This window comes from Mycolicibacterium sp. TUM20985 (assembly GCF_030295745.1).
Taxonomy (GTDB): Bacteria; Actinomycetota; Actinomycetes; order Mycobacteriales; family Mycobacteriaceae; genus Mycobacterium.
On sequence record NZ_AP027291.1, the window covers coordinates 729,427 to 747,213 of the forward strand.

At 66.1% G+C, this 17,787-nt stretch carries 15 protein-coding genes; 8 read left to right on the top strand and 7 right to left on the bottom strand.

Features of this window, described 5'->3' with window-relative positions; all coding sequences use genetic code 11:
- The first annotated feature begins 4 nt into the window (after nt 1-4).
- Both QUE68_RS03495 and dmpG read left to right on the top strand, forming a co-directional pair.
- Nucleotides 5-922 carry an acetaldehyde dehydrogenase (acetylating) gene (locus tag QUE68_RS03495; protein WP_284224578.1) on the top strand — a complete coding sequence of 306 codons (918 nt, stop codon included), beginning with the start codon at nt 5-7 and terminating at the stop codon, nt 920-922.
- Nucleotides 919-1,968, top strand: coding sequence for a 4-hydroxy-2-oxovalerate aldolase (gene dmpG / locus QUE68_RS03500; RefSeq protein WP_286275155.1), 1,050 nt, complete (start codon nt 919-921; stop codon nt 1,966-1,968). The genes QUE68_RS03495 and dmpG overlap by 4 nt, the downstream gene beginning before the upstream one ends.
- Nucleotides 1,969-2,172: 204 nt before the next feature.
- On the opposite strand, the gene QUE68_RS03505 is transcribed toward dmpG, so the two are convergent.
- Nucleotides 2,173-3,255 carry a hypothetical protein gene (locus QUE68_RS03505; protein ID WP_286275156.1) on the bottom strand — a complete coding sequence of 361 codons (1,083 nt, stop codon included), beginning with the start codon at nt 3,253-3,255 and terminating at the stop codon, nt 2,173-2,175.
- On the opposite strand from QUE68_RS03505, the gene QUE68_RS03510 reads away from it, so the two are divergent.
- The 3 genes from QUE68_RS03510 to QUE68_RS03520 are packed head-to-tail and all read left to right on the top strand — an operon-like array spanning nt 3,239 to nt 8,002.
- Nucleotides 3,239-4,645 (top strand): Ig-like domain-containing protein, encoded by a 1,407-nt coding sequence (locus QUE68_RS03510; protein WP_284224581.1) that lies wholly within the window; start codon nt 3,239-3,241, stop codon nt 4,643-4,645. The two genes, QUE68_RS03505 and QUE68_RS03510, sit on opposite strands and share 17 nt — an antisense overlap.
- Before the next feature lie 45 nt (nt 4,646-4,690).
- Nucleotides 4,691-5,881 carry a serine hydrolase domain-containing protein gene (locus tag QUE68_RS03515; RefSeq protein ID WP_284224582.1) on the top strand — a complete coding sequence of 397 codons (1,191 nt, stop codon included), beginning with the start codon at nt 4,691-4,693 and terminating at the stop codon, nt 5,879-5,881.
- A gap of 30 nt (nt 5,882-5,911) precedes the next feature.
- Nucleotides 5,912-8,002, top strand: coding sequence for a RecQ family ATP-dependent DNA helicase (locus QUE68_RS03520; protein WP_286275157.1), 2,091 nt, complete (start codon nt 5,912-5,914; stop codon nt 8,000-8,002).
- A gap of 1 nt (nt 8,003) precedes the next feature.
- Here QUE68_RS03520 and QUE68_RS03525 read toward each other — a convergent pair whose 3' ends face one another.
- The 6 genes from QUE68_RS03525 to QUE68_RS03550 form a co-directional block, all read right to left on the bottom strand.
- Nucleotides 8,004-8,669 carry an HAD family hydrolase gene (locus tag QUE68_RS03525; RefSeq protein WP_284224584.1) on the bottom strand — a complete coding sequence of 222 codons (666 nt, stop codon included), beginning with the start codon at nt 8,667-8,669 and terminating at the stop codon, nt 8,004-8,006.
- Nucleotides 8,670-8,691: 22 nt separating this feature from the next.
- The gene (locus tag QUE68_RS03530; protein WP_284224585.1) at nt 8,692-10,179 is read right to left on the bottom strand and encodes a xylulokinase; all 1,488 of its coding nucleotides are present in this window, start codon (nt 10,177-10,179) and stop codon (nt 8,692-8,694) included.
- A 9-nt stretch (nt 10,180-10,188) separates the two neighbouring features.
- Nucleotides 10,189-11,295, bottom strand: a complete 1,107-nt coding sequence (hisC, locus tag QUE68_RS03535) for a histidinol-phosphate transaminase (protein ID WP_284224586.1) — start codon at nt 11,293-11,295, stop codon at nt 10,189-10,191.
- The gene (locus QUE68_RS03540; RefSeq protein WP_284224587.1) at nt 11,292-12,776 is read right to left on the bottom strand and encodes an amino acid permease; all 1,485 of its coding nucleotides are present in this window, start codon (nt 12,774-12,776) and stop codon (nt 11,292-11,294) included. The genes hisC and QUE68_RS03540 overlap by 4 nt, the downstream gene beginning before the upstream one ends.
- A gap of 76 nt (nt 12,777-12,852) precedes the next feature.
- On the bottom strand, nt 12,853-13,647 hold the full coding sequence (locus QUE68_RS03545) for a GntR family transcriptional regulator (RefSeq protein WP_284224588.1): 795 nt from the start codon (nt 13,645-13,647) through the stop codon (nt 12,853-12,855).
- 58 nt (nt 13,648-13,705) lie between these two features.
- Nucleotides 13,706-14,593, bottom strand: a complete 888-nt coding sequence (locus QUE68_RS03550; protein ID WP_284224589.1) for an IclR family transcriptional regulator — start codon at nt 14,591-14,593, stop codon at nt 13,706-13,708.
- 126 nt (nt 14,594-14,719) lie between these two features.
- Between QUE68_RS03550 and QUE68_RS03555 the strand changes: the two genes are divergently transcribed.
- Genes QUE68_RS03555 through QUE68_RS03565 form a run of 3 tightly spaced genes read left to right on the top strand, consistent with a single transcriptional unit; the run spans nt 14,720 to nt 17,780 of the window.
- Nucleotides 14,720-15,847 (top strand): hypothetical protein, encoded by a 1,128-nt coding sequence (locus QUE68_RS03555; RefSeq protein WP_284224590.1) that lies wholly within the window; start codon nt 14,720-14,722, stop codon nt 15,845-15,847.
- Between the two features lie 3 nt (nt 15,848-15,850).
- Nucleotides 15,851-16,633 carry an SDR family oxidoreductase gene (locus QUE68_RS03560; RefSeq protein WP_284224591.1) on the top strand — a complete coding sequence of 261 codons (783 nt, stop codon included), beginning with the start codon at nt 15,851-15,853 and terminating at the stop codon, nt 16,631-16,633.
- 1 nt (nt 16,634) lies between these two features.
- A complete protein-coding gene (locus tag QUE68_RS03565) occupies nt 16,635-17,780 on the top strand; it encodes a sulfotransferase family protein (RefSeq protein ID WP_284224592.1) in 1,146 nt (381 codons plus the stop codon).
- Nucleotides 17,781-17,787: the final 7 nt, after the last annotated feature.

Here is a 17,787-nt window from a genome sequence, read left to right on the forward strand (position 1 = left end):
CAGAATGCCGCAGAAGGCGACGGTTGCGATCGTGGGGTCGGGCAACATCAGCACCGACCTGTTGTACAAGTTGCTGCGTTCGGAGTGGTTGGAGCCGCGGTGGATGATCGGCATCGATCCGGCGAGTGAGGGTTTGGCGCGGGCCCGCACGCTGGGTTTGGAGACGTCGCACGAGGGTGTGGACTGGCTGTTGGCGCTCGACGAGAAGCCCGATCTGGTGTTCGAGGCGACCAGTGCCTACGTGCATCGTGATGCGGCGCCGCGGTATGCCGCGGCGGGTATCCGAGCGATCGACCTGACGCCCGCGGCAGTGGGGCCGGGGGTGATTCCGCCGGCGAATCTGCGTGAGCATCTGGATGCGCCGAACGTGAACATGGTGACCTGTGGCGGGCAGGCGACCATTCCGATGGTGTACGCAGTGTCGCGGGTGGTGGACGTGCCGTATGCGGAGATCGTGGCGTCGGTGTCGTCGGCGTCGGCGGGGCCGGGGACGCGGGCCAACATCGACGAGTTCACCAAGACCACCAGCCGGGGTGTCGAGGTGATCGGTGGCGCGAAGCGCGGTAAGGCGATCATCATCTTGAATCCGGCGGATCCGCCGATGATCATGCGCGACACCATCTTCTGCGCGATTCCAGAGGACGCCGATCAGGAGGCGATCACCGCGTCGATCAAGGAGGTGGTGGCGCAGGTGCAGACCTACGTGCCCGGGTACCGGTTGCTCAACGAGCCGCAGTTCGATCCACCGTCGGTGTACTCGGGTGGGCACGCGTTGGTGACGACGTTCGTCGAGGTCGAGGGTGCGGGGGACTACCTGCCGCCGTATGCGGGGAATTTGGACATCATGACCGCCGCGGCGACGAAGGTCGGCGAGGAGATCGCCAAGGAAGTACTCGCCGCCACGACCGGAGGGCACGCATGAGCGACATCTTCTTCAATCCCATCTGGGACGTCCGGATGACGGATACCTCGCTGCGGGACGGGTCGCATCACAAGCGGCATCAGTTCACCGCCGAGGAGGTGGGGTCGATCGTCGCGGCGTTGGATGCGGCGGGGGTGCCGGTCATCGAGGTCACCCACGGTGATGGGTTGGGTGGGTCGTCGTTCAACTACGGCTTCTCCAAGACCCCGGAGCAGGAGTTGATCAAGTTGGCCGCCGAGACGGCCAAGGAAGCCAAGATCGCGTTCCTGATGTTGCCGGGCGTGGGCACCAAGGAGGACATCAAGGAGGCACAGAACAACGGCGGCTCGATCTGCCGCATCGCCACTCACTGCACCGAGGCCGACGTCTCCATCCAGCACTTCGGACTGGCCCGCGAACTCGGCCTGGAGACCGTGGGCTTCCTGATGATGAGCCACACCATCAGTCCGGAGAAGCTGGCTGCTCAGGCCCGGATCATGGCCGATGCGGGGTGTCAGTGCGTGTACGTGGTGGATTCGGCGGGAGCGTTGGTGCTCGAGGGGGTGGCTGACCGGGTCGCGGCGTTGGTCGCCGAGCTCGGTGAGGATGCGCAGGTCGGGTTCCACGGGCACGAGAACCTCGGCCTCGGCGTGGCCAATTCGGTGACCGCGGTGCGGGCTGGCGCAAAGCAGATCGATGGCAGCACCCGGCGTTTCGGTGCGGGTGCGGGCAACGCGCCAGTGGAGGCGATGATCGGGGTGTTCGACAAGATCGGCGTGAAGACGGGAATCGACTTCTTCGAGATCGCCGACGCCGCCGAGGACGTGGTGCGGCCCGCGATGCCTGCGGAGTGTCTGCTGGACCGCAACGCGTTGGTGATGGGCTATTTGGGGGTGTATTCCAGTTTCCTCAAGCACGCCATCCGGCAGTCGGAGCGTTACGGGGTGCCGGCGCATCAGTTGTTGCACCGGGCCGGGCAGCGCAAGCTGATCGGTGGTCAGGAAGATCAACTGATCGACATCGCCCTGGAGATCAAACGCGAACAGGACGCCGCGGCCACCACGTAACCGCCGCCGCGTGGTGTAACCGCTGCCACACCTACGCAGCCGCGGCCGCCACGTAGCCGCCGAGTGCGAAACCGGCAACGCACCGACCGGCTTCACCGTCGCCAGCCGCCCTCTTGCGTACAGCCGGGCTGGTATCCGCCTGCTCACCAGCGGCGGGCGACGCCGATCCCGAGACGCCACCGCGGAATGTTTGCCGAAGGTGCGTCAGTGCGATTCTGGCGAAGACCCCTTTGCCCGGCCGCGGGACCCCTGGTCACTCATTAAAGCGCGCGAATTCATTTGCGGCAAATAAATACTATTTGACGTAATATGTTTTGAAAATGCATTCCCTGACATTTCGTCGATGTCGAAAGAATGCAAATCATCAATTCCGTCATGAAACTCTTTTTTCCCTTTACACTCAGCGACAGCTAATTCATAGCGATATAAGCTGGTCGGAGGGATCGGGATCATGGCCGCTGGAGCATACGTCGGTAGGGTCGGCGCGTTGGCCGTAGCACTCGGCATCGGCGCCGGAATATTCGCAGGTAGTGGCGTTGCATGGGCGGATTCATCCGACTCTTCGTCATCGACGTCCAACGAATCATCCGGGTCGAGCGTGTCCGACCCGCCGACGAAGTCAGAGTCAAAAGATACGAATGTGGCAACCTCTGCCACAAGTGGATCGAATATCAAACCAAAGGTATCTTTGAGCTCCGAACCGTCCACTTCGAATGTAAAAGAATCATCTGTTTCCAACGCGGTTACATCGAATTCATCAACCGAGGCCGAACCCGAGAAGAGTGAGTCCGCAACGACCACGGACACAGGCACGAGTCCGACCGCGGACACGACTCCGACCACGGACACGACTCCGACCACGGACACGACCACGGCCGCGGAGCCAACGGCGGACACCGACTCGGTTGAGGAGTCGACGGAGCACAAGTCCACGGCGTCGGCGTCGACGTCGAAGAAATCGTCGCCGTCGACCGAAACCGCGACCGCGACGTTCGCCGCCGCCTCAAAACCCGCCACCACGGCCACGGTGACGAAGGAGGCCCCGATTGCGGAGTCGGGCGTCGCGGCGGTGACGGAACCGACCGCAGCGGCCGCCCCGGCAGCTGCAACCACACCCGTAGTGCTCGCCGTCCAGAGCGCCGCCAGCGTCGCGACGACATCGCCCGCGACGGCGACGATATCGATGGCCGCCGCGGCCGCACCGGCACCGGCGCCTGCGCCAATGAGTCTGATGGACTGGCTGAACTCATTCGCCCTGCAATTCCAAGCCATGTTCTCCAACGCCACGCCGACCGTGTCCTACAAACCGGGGGAGAACACGCTGCAGGGCGACGGCACGATCGTGGGCAAGGTGTACGGATTCGACGCCAACGGTGACCCGTTGATCTACTCGGCGAGCAAGCCGGCCAATGGCACGGTCGTCATCGACTCGGCGGGCAACTTCGTCTACACCCCGAGCTTCGCGGCCTCGTCGGCCGATACGACCGATCAGTTCACCGTCACCGTCACCGAAGCCAATGCCGCCTCGCACTTCCACGGCCTGATGGGCCTGTTCAGCCCGGGCTACGGCTCGACCGCATCGGTCTCCGTGACCGTCAACCGCCCGGCCACGGCTCCCGCGCAGGCATCGACCAAACCGTCACCGCAAATGTCTTCGGTACCGGCGTCGGGGGACACCACTGCGGCACTGCAGGCGATCTTCGATCAGCTGAAGGCCGGTGACACCCTGACGCTGGCCAATCGCACCTACCAGCACAGCGTGCTGAAGATCCGGGTGGCCGGCGTGACCATCAACGGCAACGGCGCCACCCTGCAAGCCACCAACGATGCCACCTCGTCGGTGCAAATCCTGGCCGACAACGTCTCGGTGTCGAATCTCAATCTCACGGCGGCGCTGACCGGTGCCCGCTACTCCGCGCTCGAGCAGCACAAGCTGGTGATCGCCGGGCGGGGTGACACCGTCACCAACGTCTCCATCAACGGCTCGGCAGCCGCCGGAGTCTTCGTCAACGGTGCGAGCTACTTCACCCTGAACCAGGTGCGGGTGTCGAACACCCGCGCCGATGGCATCCACATCACCAACGGCGCCAACAACGGGACCGTGAACAACGCCGTCGTCACCGCTGCTGGTGACGATGGCATCTCGATGATCTCGTACGAGGGTGACGGGGGCCGGATCGTCCACGACATCATCGTCACTGCGCCCGTCATCAACGGCACCACCTGGGGCCGCGGCCTATCGGTCGTGGGCGGCCAGAACATCTCCTACCGGAACGTCACGGTGTCGAACACCAACGCAGCCGCCATCTACATCGCCACCGAGGGAAGCCCGTACTTCACCCAGTCGGTCAACCACGTCGAGGTCATCGGGGGCACCATCACCGGCGCCAACTACAACAGCGGTGTCGTCCACGGGGCGGTGCTGGTGTACTCCGGCAACGCCAAGCAGACCATCAACGACGTCACCATCTCCGGCGTCACCATCACGTCCACCGCCCCCACGGCTCAACGCAACGTCGGGATCGTGGTCGATGCCGGCACCGTCAGCAATGTGAAGTTCACCAACATCTCGCTGAAGAAGACCACCCTGACGCCGCTGATCACTTCCCCGAACGTGCCCAAGAGCAGTTACACCGCCTCCGGATGGACCCTGGACGGAAAGCCGATCATCGTGTGATTCGACGGTGACCGGCCCGCGCGTCGGCGGCTCGACAGTGCTTGGATGGCGGCCGTGGCCGAGTTCCCCGGATTCGCCGACGAGGGTTTCGGTCCCGTCGCCGACGCCTTCGTCGAGAACTTCCGACGGGGCGACGAGATGGGGGCGGCCTGCGCGGTGTACCACCGTGGTCGACTGGTCGTCGACCTGTACGGCGGGACCGCCGACGCCGTCACCGGCAGGCCATGGTCCGCCGACACGCTCACCATCGGTTTCTCGGTCTCCAAGGGGCTGATGGCGCTCTGCGGCTATCTGGCGCACCAGCGCGGACTGCTCGACTTCGACACCCCGGTCGCGGCACTGTGGCCGCGGTTCGCGGCAAACGGCAAGCAGGACATCACTATTCGCGAGGTATTCGCGCACCGGGCCGGGCTGATGGCACTGGACGTCGACCTGACCCTCGATGACGTGCTCGCCTGGGAGCCGGTGATTCGAGCGATCGAAGCCCAGCGACCGCTGTGGGCGCCGGGCACCGCCTTCGCCTATCACGCGCTGACCTTCGGATGGCTCACCGGCGAGATCCTGCGCCGCGCGACGGGGCGAATGCCGGGAGCACTACTCGCCGAGTACCTCACCGATGACCTCGGCGTCGACGCGTGGATCGGGCTGCCCGGCGCGCTGCAGCATCGGGTGGCCCGGATGCATGCACCCCGGTCGCGGCTCCTGCGCGGCAGCTACCGTGCGCTCCCCAAGGTGCTGAGACGCATCGGCAAGGCCCCCGCGGTGCGCACGGTCACCCTGGGTTCGGCCTTCCCGTTCTCGCTGATCGACGGTTGCGCCGGCGACTTCAACACACCCGCCGTGCATGCCGCCCAGATCCCGGCTGCCAACGGCATTCTCGACGCGCGCGCCTTGGCCGCCATCTACGGCGCTGCGGTGTCCCCCGTGCTGGGCGCGCCGCTGCTGACCCCGGCCTCGCTCGCCGATGCCGTCACCGTCCGCTCGGCGGGTGACGGTTGGTCGTCGGCGCTCAACGCGCCGGGGATCCGGTTCTCGACGGGGTTCCTGATCAACGGCATCCCGTTCCGTCCGCTGCTGTCGGATTCGTCGTTCGGGCACGACGGCGTCAGCGGCAGCCTCGGCTTCGCCGACGCCGACAGTCAGACCGGCTTCGGGTACGTCAACAACCTCATCGCCCCGCGCGACCACCGCGCCAATGACCTCACCGCGGCGCTTCGACGTTGCCTCGATCGTTAGGCCGTCGGACCAGGCGGGCACGATGGGCGCATGACGCCAACCCGGGAAGACGCCCAGACGATCCTCGAACAGTTGGCCGGACCGCAGGCAGTTCTACGCGACGACCAATGGATTGCGATCGAGGCGCTCGTCGTGCAGCGCCGTCGAGCGCTCGTCGTGCAACGGACCGGCTGGGGCAAGTCGGCGGTCTACTTCATCGCCGCGAAGCTGCTCCGCGCCGCCGGGCACGGACCGACGGTCATCGTCTCGCCGCTCCTGGCGCTGATGCGAAACCAGGTGCAGGCCGCCGACCGGGCTGGCGTGCGGGCGGCCACCATCAACTCGAGCAACGTCACCGACTGGGACGAGATCCACGATCGCGTCCGCAGCGGTGACCTCGATGTCCTCCTGGTCAGCCCGGAACGCCTCAACAACCCCGACTTTCGTGATCAGGTGCTGCCCGCGCTGGCCCACGACGCCGGCCTCGTCGTCGTGGACGAGGCGCACTGCGTGTCCGACTGGGGGCACGACTTCCGGCCCGACTACCGACGCATCCGCACGCTGATCGCCGAGCTGGGCACCGACGTTCCCGTGCTCGCCACCACTGCGACCGCCAACGACCGCGTCGTCGAGGACGTCGCGAGCCAGCTGGGCGTGGGCGGCCGCGACACCCTGGTCCTTCGCGGCGGGCTGGACCGCGAGTCGCTGCGACTCTCTGTGGTCCAGGCGGGCAACCCCGCCCAGCGCGCGGCTTGGCTTGCCGCACAACTCGATTCACTGCCAGGGTCGGGCATCGTCTATACGTTGACCGTGGCGCAGGCACACGACGTCGCGGCGCTCCTCCGCGATCAGGGCCACGCCGTCGCGGCCTATACCGGAGCCACCGAGACCGCTGAACGCGAGCAACTGGAGGCCGACCTCCTGGCCAACCGCGTCAAGGCGCTGATCGCCACCTCGGCGCTGGGCATGGGCTTCGACAAGCCCGATCTCGGCTTCGTGGTGCATCTCGGTGCCCCGTCGTCGCCGATCGCGTACTACCAGCAGGTTGGGCGTGCCGGTCGTTCGACGGCCAGCGCCGAGGTGGTGCTGCTCCCCGGCCACGAGGATCAGGACGTCTGGCGCTACTTCTCGTCCGTCGCCTTCCCGTCGGAAGCCATGGTGCGCAACGTGATCGACGCGTTGGAGCCCGAGCGCCCGCAGTCCACGCCCGCGCTCGAACCGCTGGTCGACCTTGGCCGGACGCGTTTGGAGATGGTGCTGAAGGTGCTCGACGTCGACGGGGCGGTGCGCCGCGTCAAGGGTGGCTGGATCGGCACCGGGATGCCATGGGAGTACGACGAGGCCCGCTATCGCAAGCTCGACGAAGCCCGCAAGCGCGAGCAGCGGGCCATGCTCGACTACCAGGCGATCGACGGATGCCGGATGACCTTCCTTCGGGCGCAGCTCGACGATCCGGAACTCGCGGAGGATGAGCGCTGCGGCCGGTGCGACAACTGCACCGGAAATCGCTACGACTCCGACGTCGACGCGTCGTCGGCCGAGGACACCCGGCAACGGCTCATGCGGCCCGGTGTGGAGATCTCGCCGCGCAAGCAGTGGCCGTCCGGCCTGGCCAAGCTCGGTGTGAAGCTCAGCGGCAAGATCGCCGACGGTCCGGCACCGGGACGCGTGATCGGCAGGCTCACCGACCTGGGGTGGGGAGCCCGGCTGCGGCGCCTGCTCGAGGAACCAGACGCTGAGGTGCCCGATGACGTCGTCGGTGCAGCCGTCAAGGTGTTGGCGTCATGGGACTGGAAGACCAGGCCCACCGCGGTGTTGGCGATGGACTCCGGACGGCACCCGCTGTTGGTCGCCTCGTTGGCCCGCGAGCTGGCCAGGCTCGGCCGGCTCACCGACCTGGGCACCCTGCAATACGCACCGGAACGTCGTCCGGTCGCGGCGGCCAACTCGGCCTACCGCGTTGCCGCCCTGCAGGGATCGTGGCTACCACCCGACCCTGCCGTCATCGGCGGGGCGGGCGGGCCGGTCCTGCTGGTCGACGACATGACCGACACCGGCTGGACGTTGACGATGGCCGCGCGCGTCGTGCGGGAGGCCGGGGCGCCGGATGTCCTGCCCTTCGCGCTTGCCAGCACCAGCTGACTCATTCGGCACTGCCATCGAGCAGTCGGACGAGCACCGCGGTCACCTCGTCGAGAGCGTGATAGATCCCCACGGTGCGGCTGGCCGCATCCGCGTCGATGGGGTATTGGTGGTGTTCCATCCCGAGCACCTGCAGCCCCGCGGCCGCGGCGGCTCGAACGCCGTTGCTGGAGTCCTCGACCGCCAGGCTGCCCGAACTGCGCGCACCCAGTCGGGCGATTGCCTCCCGGTAGACATCGGGAGCGGGTTTGCCCGCTGCTACCTCGGCACTCGACACCGTTGCGCCGAAGTACGCGCCGATCGGCGTGGCGGTCATGACCCGGTCGATGATCTCGCGCGGCGCCGACGACGCAAGGGCCACTGGGACTCTCGCTGCCGCGGACTGAACTAGTTCCAAGGCGCCGGTGATCAGCGGCACCTCGCCGCGATCGTAGGCGGCCGCCACCGTGCCAATGACGTCGTCGGCCGCGGTTCGCGGGTCCAACCCGGTGCGGTCGCCGAGATAGCGCGCCCACTCCGGCACGCTCTTGCCCTGACAGGTCCTGGTGTCGTCGGGCAGCCACGAGTAACCGCGGTCGGCGGCGACCGAGTGCCATCCCTGCTCCCACAGGTGCTCGGACATGACCAGCACGCCGTCGAGGTCGAACACCACGCACCGATGCGTCATCGCGGTCGCTCCCTGCCGTCGCTCATGGGTGATAGATGGGATGGAGCGCCTCGTACAGCCTGCGGTAGTGCACGTAGCGTTCGGAGTAGTCCAGCGCGCGCGCCGCGTCCGGCACATGGCAGCGGGTCACCGTCGCGCGGCCAGTCAGAAATGAAAAGTCCGACTGCGCACCGCTTCCCACGATCGCGCACGCCGCCGCGCCGATCGCCGCGGCATCCTGCGGCTGGTCGATGGTCTCGAGTGGGCGTTCCAGGATGTCGGCGATGATCTGTATCCACTCCGACCCCATGGTCCCGCCACCCACTGCTCTGATCCGCGTCACGGCCTGCCCGTAGTCCATGGCGTACTCCAACGCCCACCGCATCTGGAAGGCGACGCCCTCCATCACCGCCCGCAAGACGTGGCCGGGACCATGGTGCAGGCTGAGGCCAACGAACGAGGCCCGGACGGAGTCGTCGAACACGGGTACCCGTTCGCCGCTGAGCCAGGGGGCGAACAACAGGCCGTCCATGTCGTCTGCGCTGTCGCGCACCAACTGCTCCACGCGCGCGTAGTCCACGGGCGGGGGGTCGTCGAGGCCGAGCAGCCGGACGGCCCACGCCAGGGCGGCACCTCCGGTGGCGATCTCCAGCCAGAGGATCCAAAGGTCCGGGTCGGCGTGAGCCAGCGCACCCAGTCGTCCGCGGGGGTCGATCTTGGGTTCGGGCATCACGAGCCCGAAGTACACGGCGGTACCGAGGCTGACGTGGAGATCACCGGGATCGATTGCACCCGAACCGAGTTGGCTCGCCGGAACGTCGCCCACACCGACGTAGACCGGCACGTCGCCCGTGAGGCCGAGCAGTCGCGTGACGTCGGGCCGGAGGTAGCCCGCCACGTCGGTGCCCCCACACACCTTCGGCAGCTTGGCCACGTCGATCCCCGTTGCGTCACAGGCCTCGGCATTCCAGTCGCGTGTCGATTGGTCGTAGAGCCGATAGGCCGAGGCGCCCGCGTGATCGGTGACGGCAACGCCCGTCAAGTGCATGACCACGGCTTCCTTGCAGTCCAGGATCTTGGCACTGGCGGCGTACACGTCGGGCCGTTCATCGCGCAGCCACGAGATCTTCGGGACGATGTCCTTGCCGGAAACCACCGAATGGAGTCGCTTGAATTGCTCGTTGGGCGGCATGATCTTGGCGAGGGCGGCGGCAGCTCCCTCGGCGCGCTGGTCCAGCCAGCTGATCATCGGGGCCAGTGGTCGGCCGCTCACATCGACGGCCACGACGTTGAACATCTGCGCCGTGACGCTGATGCCCGTGATCGCCGTTCCCACTCTGCCGATGACGTCCCGCGCCGCGTCGAGCGCCGCGTCGATGATCGGTCCGAGATCCTGCTCGACGCCGCCATCGGCGACCATCACCAGACCGTAGGGCCGATAAGCGCTTTCCAGCAGCCGGCCGTCCTCATCGACGACGACGACCTTCACGCCGCTGGTTCCGACGTCGAACGCCAAGAAGTGCTGAGTCATGGCGGTGGATCACACATCATGGCCGACGGGAGCCAGGAGCTGTTGCAGCAGCTGCAGATAGCGGTCGTTCTGTTCCACGGTGCCCACCGTCACCCGCACGTGGGATCCCTTCAGCCCGTGCGCGCCCATGGCACGAATCAGGATGTCCTCCGCCAGAAGGGCATCCACGACGACGGAGACCGACCGGCCACTCGCCGAGATGTCGGCCAGGACGAAGTTCCCGTCGGAGGGGTACGACTCGACACCGTCCATCCGTTGCATCGCGGCATGCAGCCGATCGGCCTCCGAGCTGATGAACGCCCTCCGGCGTTCGAGTTCGTGGGGTTCGTCCAGAGCCTGCAGGCAGCCCCAGATCCCCATCAGGCTGATGCTGAACGGGATTCGAACTCGAGTCACGATGTCGATGAGCTCCGGATCGCCGATCAGGTAGCCGACGCGCAGCGCCGCCAAGCCGAACCCCTTCGACATGGTCCGCGCGATGATCAGGTTCGGATGGGATGCGATGAGCGGAGCGAACGATTCGGCGTAACCGCACTCCAGGTAGGCCTGGTCCACCACCACGGGTATCCCGGTGTCCAGCAGGCGAATCAATTGCGCTGTGCTCCAACCTTTTCCGGTCGGATTGTTGGGGCTGCACAGGAAGATGATCGTCGTCCGATCCGTGACCGCGGCCAGCATCGCGTCGACGTCGAGTTCCCACGTCTTCGGGGTCAGCGGCACCGACCGCGGCACGCCGCCGTTGATGCGCGTCTGACTCTCGAAGAACGCGTATGTCGGCGACGCGATGATGGTCTCGTCGCCGGGACCCACCAGCAATCGCACCAGAACGTCGAGCACTTCGGTGGACCCGTTGCCCAGCACGATCGATTCGGGGGCAACCGAGTTGTATCGCGCCAGTGCCGCCACTAGATCCTTGCCCGAGTAGGGGTACAGATGGCCGATGTCGAAGGCCCTGCGAACCGCTGCGCGAACCCCCTCGGACGGTGGTATCGGGCACTCGTTGGACATCATGCGCGCGAGTTGCCGATGCTGCCAGGCGAAGTCGTGGTGTTCGGCGTTGTAGGGCGCCGCATCGCGAAAGCCCTTCTTCACGTAGCCGTCGACGATGTCGCTCATCGGATGGTGCCTCCATTGGGAACGCCGGCTTGGTCTTCTCTGATCCGATGGCGCAGCACCGTCGCGTACCAGATGCCGGCCAGGACGAAGAAGGCGCCGGCCATCAGCGCGGTCTGGTGGTTCAACTCGGGGATGGTGAGGCAGCCCACGACGAACAACGTCCACAGCAGCGCTGCCACCCGGACGGGACCGGCGTAGCTGCCCAGGTCGAAACTGGTCTTCGTGGGCAGCGATCCGTTTCGCGAGGCGATCAACACGGCGACCACGGTCAGGCCGTAGACGGCGTAATAGCCCAAGGCCGCCATGCCGACGATCAGGGCCATGGCTTGTGACGATCCGTAGGTGCCGACGAGGACCAGGGCCAGGCTCATCGCCGAGACGACGAGTAGGGCGGCGCTCGGGGACTTTGTGCTGGGCGAGACCTTCTTCAGCACCGCGGATGCGGGCAACATGTTGTCGCGGGACAGAGAGAACATCAACCGGCTGGCCGCCGCCATGTTGGCCAGTCCGCCCGCGTAGAGGGCGATGATCGCCACGGACTCGAAGATCGCGGCGCCCACCGGCCCGAGGGCCGTGACCAGGATGTGGGAGACGGGCACGTCGGAACCGATTGTGTCGGTGAGGTTGTCGATGTTGATCGTGAGCCCGACGATCATCAGGAAGCCCACGACGATCGCGAACAGCAGGGCCCGCATGACGGCCCGTGGCACGTGCCGGGTGGCCATCTTGGTCTCTTCGGCGAGGTCGGCCGCTCCCTCGAAGCCGGTGAGCACCCACATCGCCAGGAGTCCGGAGAGCAGGATGGCGGTGAAGAAGCCATTGCCGTCGACCGTGGTCGTGGTCAAGAAACTCAGTCCCTGAACGGGATTGGTCACGAAGCCGACGATCAGCAGGATGGCGGTCAGGATGATCGACAGACCGATCTCGACGGCGAAGGCGACGGCGTTGTTGATTCGGGAGGCGACCCGGACCCCGGCCAGGTTGATGGCCAGCTGGGACACCAGGACGACGACGACGACGATGAGTGTCGACGTGGTCGTTATCTCGATGCCGAGCCGGTTCAACAGCACGGGCGCCAGGCCGAAGTTGAGACCGGTGAAACCCGGTATGAACGCCATCAGGCCGGCCCACCCGACGAACCAACCGTAGTGCGAGTTGATCAGCCGTGACGTCCACTGGTAGGCGTATCCGCTGATCGGCATGCGGCCGGCCAACTCGGCGAGCACCAGTGCCACCAGGATCTGTCCGATGGAGACGATCAACCACGTCCAGACGAAGACGGGGCCGACCATGCCGAGGGAGTAGGCGTAGGTGGTGAACACGCCTGCGGTGACACACATGCAGGAGATGGAGATGGAGAACGAACTCCAGGCGCCCATCGAGCGTTCGAGTTGTGGCTCGTAGCCGAAGGCGCGCAACTCGTCTTCGTCAGAGGTTTGTGGCAGCGCCTGCGGGGTGTGCGATAGCTGGTCGTCGGTCACGGCGTTTCTCTCTTTCCTGGTGTGGCAGTCCGCAGCGCCGCGACCTGCATTGTGTTGTCGGAGGGAGGGCAGGGTGTCATCCCTCGTCTGTGGGTGCGCGCCTTCCCGTGAGGTTGGTGCGGTCGCGGCGGAGCCGGTGCACGGTGAGGCTGAAGACGTCGGGTGCGTAGTGCTCCTGGGACAGGAGCACGGGCTGCCCGTCGGCGGACCGCTCCGTCTGCTCGAGCCGCAGAAGGGGGCTGTTGCGGGAGCAATCCAGCATCTTGGCCATTCGGGCGGTGGCCGCCACCGGGGAGATCTCGGCGACACCGCCGACGAGGTGGACGCCGCAGCGGCTCTCGAGGAACTGGTAGACCGAGCCGCCGTCGTAGGCGGGGGAGCCGGCGCGCTCGAGGATCGACAGCGGGATCACGTCGAAGCCGTGCGTCGCGGGCACCCCGTCGACCCGGATGATTCGCTCGATCCTGAACGCCTCAGCGTTCTCGGGAAGCTCGAGCGCATTGGAGATCCATGCTCTGACGGGTCCGATCTTCGCCTCGACGACTTCGACGTTGAGATTCGCCCGTGCGGCAGTGACCGCTTCCGTGACCCCGATGTCGAGGTCGAGGGTGCTGTGCACACGCGTCCGCTTCGGCGTGACGAAGGTGCCGACACCGTGCACCCGGCGGATCAGACCGTCGCGTTCGAGACCACTGAGAATCTCCCGCAGCGTGGGCCGGCTGATGCCGTAGCGCTTGGCGAACTCCGGCTCCGACGGGAGCTTCTCGTTCGGCGCGTACGTGCCGTTCGACAGCTCGTCGGCGAGTTGGCGACGCACCTCTTCCGACAGCAGCTGACGCTGTTCGCGGCCTCGTGTCGCCTCGGGACTCATGAGATGTAAGATGTCAGACAACTCGGTGGGTGTCAACGATCTTCTGAGCTTCGCGTCGTCAACGGCGGGGTTTGACCCCGCCCAACGACGTCGTGAGCGCATCGGCGGTCGCCATCAGGCCGCGCGCCCGCTCGGCGATCTCGCTGCGGGTGAGGGCACGGCCGATCTGCAGCGACACCACCATCACCTGACGCTGGTGATGATCGAAGACCGGCGCGGAGATGACGCTGACGTCCTGGCGCTGCCGGGCGGTCGCCTCGCTGCGCAGGTAGACCCGTTCGCCGACGTCGGACACCAGCTCACCCAGCAGCGCGCGCAGTTCGTCGGGCAACTCGCTGGACATGCCCGCCATCAGGGCATACAGCCGCCGCCCGCCGGGCGTTAGCCGCTCGACCAGATAGCCCTCCGTACGGCACTCGGCAACCACGCGATCGAGACGGTCGGTGTCGGTTCGCAACGGAATCGTCGGCTCCTTGGCCAGCCAGTCTCGCAGCGCCTCGTCGTCCCACAACACGAACATCAGACCGACCGGCGGGGCGAACGGGTAGCTCTGACCGATCCGCACGCCGACCTCGGCACCGGGCGGTCCGACCAGTTCGAGCAGCGTGATGCGGTCGTCGATCACTGCGGAGAGGGCCGCGGTGGTGCCGTAGGCCGAGGAGAGGCGGCGGAGCTCCTCGCGCGCGGCCGGGTTGACTCGCATCGACTCCTGAGCGGTATGGCCGAGCGAGATGAGTCTCGGGCCGAGTCGATACGTCTTGTCCTGGGCGTCGCGGATCAGGTAGTCGGATTCCGTAAGCGTGGTCAGGATGCCGAGACAGGTCGGCTTGCTCACCGCGAGCCGGCGGGCGAGTTCGGACAGCCCGAACCGGTCATGGGGGTGCCGAGCGAGGAAGTCGAGGACCGCGACGACGCGCTGAGTCGGCGGTGATGCCCTGTCCGACATAGGCGCCAGTCCTCCGAAGCACGTTGACTCGAACTAGAACACGTTCTAGTGTCGAAGCGGAATCTACCAGCTCGGTCCAATATTGGACCACTTTGGCCGTCGCAGCACCGGGAGGCAGCAGTCCGCATGTACTCACAACCGTTGGCCGATGCCATCGCCGAGGCCGAGAACCTCGTCGCCGCCGCACCCTTCATCGAGTCCGAGGCTGATCTGCTGGAGGGCCTGCAGTACCTCGCGGGCTGCATCTCGGGCTGCACGCACGTCGCGTTCGACTACGACCGCGACCACCCGTTCCTGCACAGCGGCACCGGTCCCTTCACGAAGATGGGCCTCGACAACCCGGACACCATGTACTTCGGCACTCGTGTGCAACCCGGCCACGAGTACGTCGTCACCGGCACGCGCGGCACCACCACCGACGTGAGCTTCCAACTGCTTGGTGGCGAGTACACCGACTCCGAAGTTCCGGACAGTGCAACGGCTTTCGACGATCGCAAACTCGACGTCGCCAGCGACGGCACCTTCGAATGGCGGTTCACCCCGGCCACGCCCTCCCAGCTGGTGATCCGCGAGGTCTACAACGACTGGTCAGCGCGTCGCGGCACGTTCGCGATCGAGCGCACCGACACCGCGGGGACGGCGCCTCCTCCATTGACCAAAGAGCTCATCGAGAAGCGTTATGCCGTCGCGGGCAAGCAACTCGTTCAGCGGGTCAAGACCTGGCTCCAGTTCCCGCAGTGGTTCTACACGGACAGCCCGGCCAACACGATGGTCCCGCCGCGGCTGACGCCCGGCGGCCTGTCGACGCAGTACTCGTCGGCCGGGCAGTTCGACCTGACGCCGGATCAGGCGCTGATCATCACGTTGCCCGTCACCGACGCGCCGTACCTCGGCTTCCAGCTGGGTAGCCTCTGGTACATCTCACTGGACTACATCAACCACCAGACATCGCTGAACGGCACTCAGGCGCAGGCGGATCCGGACGGGAAGATCCGCATCGTCGTCTCCGACCGGAGCCCCGGGGTGACCAACTGGGTGGAGACGCTCGGCCACGGCAAGGGCTTCCTGCAATTCCGTTGGCAGCGGGTGTCCCGTGAGATGACCGAGGCCGACGGCCCGACGGTCGAGCTGGTGGACATCGACGAGGTGGCGACCGCGCTGCCGCACTACGAATCAAACAAGATTTCCGATGACGACTGGCGAGCACGGATCGCGCTGCGGCAGAGGCAAATCGGCGAGAGGATGGTGGGTTAGCTCATGGCTGGACTACTCGAGAACAAGGTGGTCGTGATCAGTGGCGTCGGTCCGGCGCTGGGTACGACCCTGGCGCGACGATGTGCCGAGGCCGGGGCCGATCTGGTCCTCGCGGCGCGCACCGTCGAACGTCTGGACGACGTGGCGAAGCAGATCACCGGCTTGGGCCGCCGCGCGGTGTCCGTCGGAACCGACATCACCGATGAGGCGCAGGTGAGCCACCTGGTCGAGGAGTCGCTCAAGGCGTACGGCAAGGTCGACGTATTGATCAACAACGCCTTCCGGGTGCCGTCGATGCGCCCGCTGGCTGACACCACCTTCGAGCACATGCGCGATGCGATCGAGCTGACGGTATTCGGGGCGCTGCGGATGATCCAGGGTTTCACGCCCGCGCTTGCCGAGGCCGGCGGGTCGATCGTCAACGTGAACTCGATGGTGGTGCGTCACTCGCAGGCCAAGTACGGTGCCTACAAGATGGCGAAGTCGGCTCTACTGGCGATGTCCCAGTCGCTGGCCACCGAACTCGGTGAACAGGGAATTCGCGTCAATTCCATTCTGCCCGGCTATATCTGGGGTGGCACGCTGCAGGGTTACTTCGAACACCAGGCGAGCAAATACGGCACCAGCGTCGACGACATCTACAAGGCGGCGGCGATCAACAGCGACCTCAAGCGCCTGCCCACCGAGGACGAGGTGGCCTCGGCCATCCTGTTCATGGCGAGCGATCTCTCGAACGGAATCACCGGCCAGGCGCTGGACGTGAACTGCGGGGAGTACAAGGCTTAGCATGAGCACACGTACCAATGTCGGCACCGTCGACGACCTCCATGCGTCTGCCGTAAAGGCCTGTGGCCTGAATGACTTCGGCGTCGATGACGACAACTACCGCGAGGCGCTCGGCGTGCTGCTGGAGTCGTTTGAGCGCGACGCCGACCTGACCGAGTTCGGCAGCAAGATGCAGCGGTTCTTCGTCCGCAACGCCCTGGTGGCCCGGCTGGTGTCGGAGGCCGCGTTCACGCAGTACCCGCAGCACGCCGACGTGACGGTGGAACGGCCGATCTTCGTGACGGGTCTGCCACGCACGGGTACAACCGCCATCCATCGGCTGCTCACCGCCGATCCTCGCCACCAGGGTCTGGAACTCTGGCTGGCGGAGTTCCCACAGCCGCGCCCGCCGCGCGAAAGCTGGTCGCAGAACCCGGTATTCCAACGGATCGACGCCCAGTTCAGCAAGGCCCACGAGGAGAACCCCGACTACACCGGCCTGCACTACATGACCGCCGACGAGGTCGAGGAATGCTGGCAGCTGCTGCGCCAGTCGCTGCACTCGGTGTCCTACGAGACGTTGGCGCACGTTCCGACCTACTCGCAGTGGCTGTCTCGACAGGATTGGACGAAGTCCTACCAGCGGCACCGCAAGAACCTTCAGCTGATCGGGCTCAACGATGTCGAAAAGAGGTGGGTGCTGAAGAACCCCAGCCATCTGTTCGCCCTAGACGCGCTGTTCGCCACCTATCCCGACGCGCTGGTGGTGCAGTGTCACCGGCCCGCCGAGACCATCATGGCGTCGATGTGCTCACTGGCACAGCACACCACCGAGGGGTGGTCGAACGTATTCACCGGCGACGTGATCGGACGGGATTCGCTGGAAACCTGGTCGCGCGGACTGGAGTTGTTCACCGCCGAACGCGCGAAGCACGACCCGGCGCAGTTCTACGACCTGGACTACTTCAAGCTGATCAACGACCCGATGGCCGTCGTCGGGGAGATCTACGAGAAGTTCGGCATCGAATTCACCGACGCCGCACGGGAATCCATGACCGCGATGCATGCGGAGAGTCAGAAGGGGCCGAGGGCGCCCAAGCACACCTACTCGCTGTCCGATTACGGGTTGACCGACGAACAGGTCAGGGAGCGCTTCGCCGGTCTGTAGGAAGCGA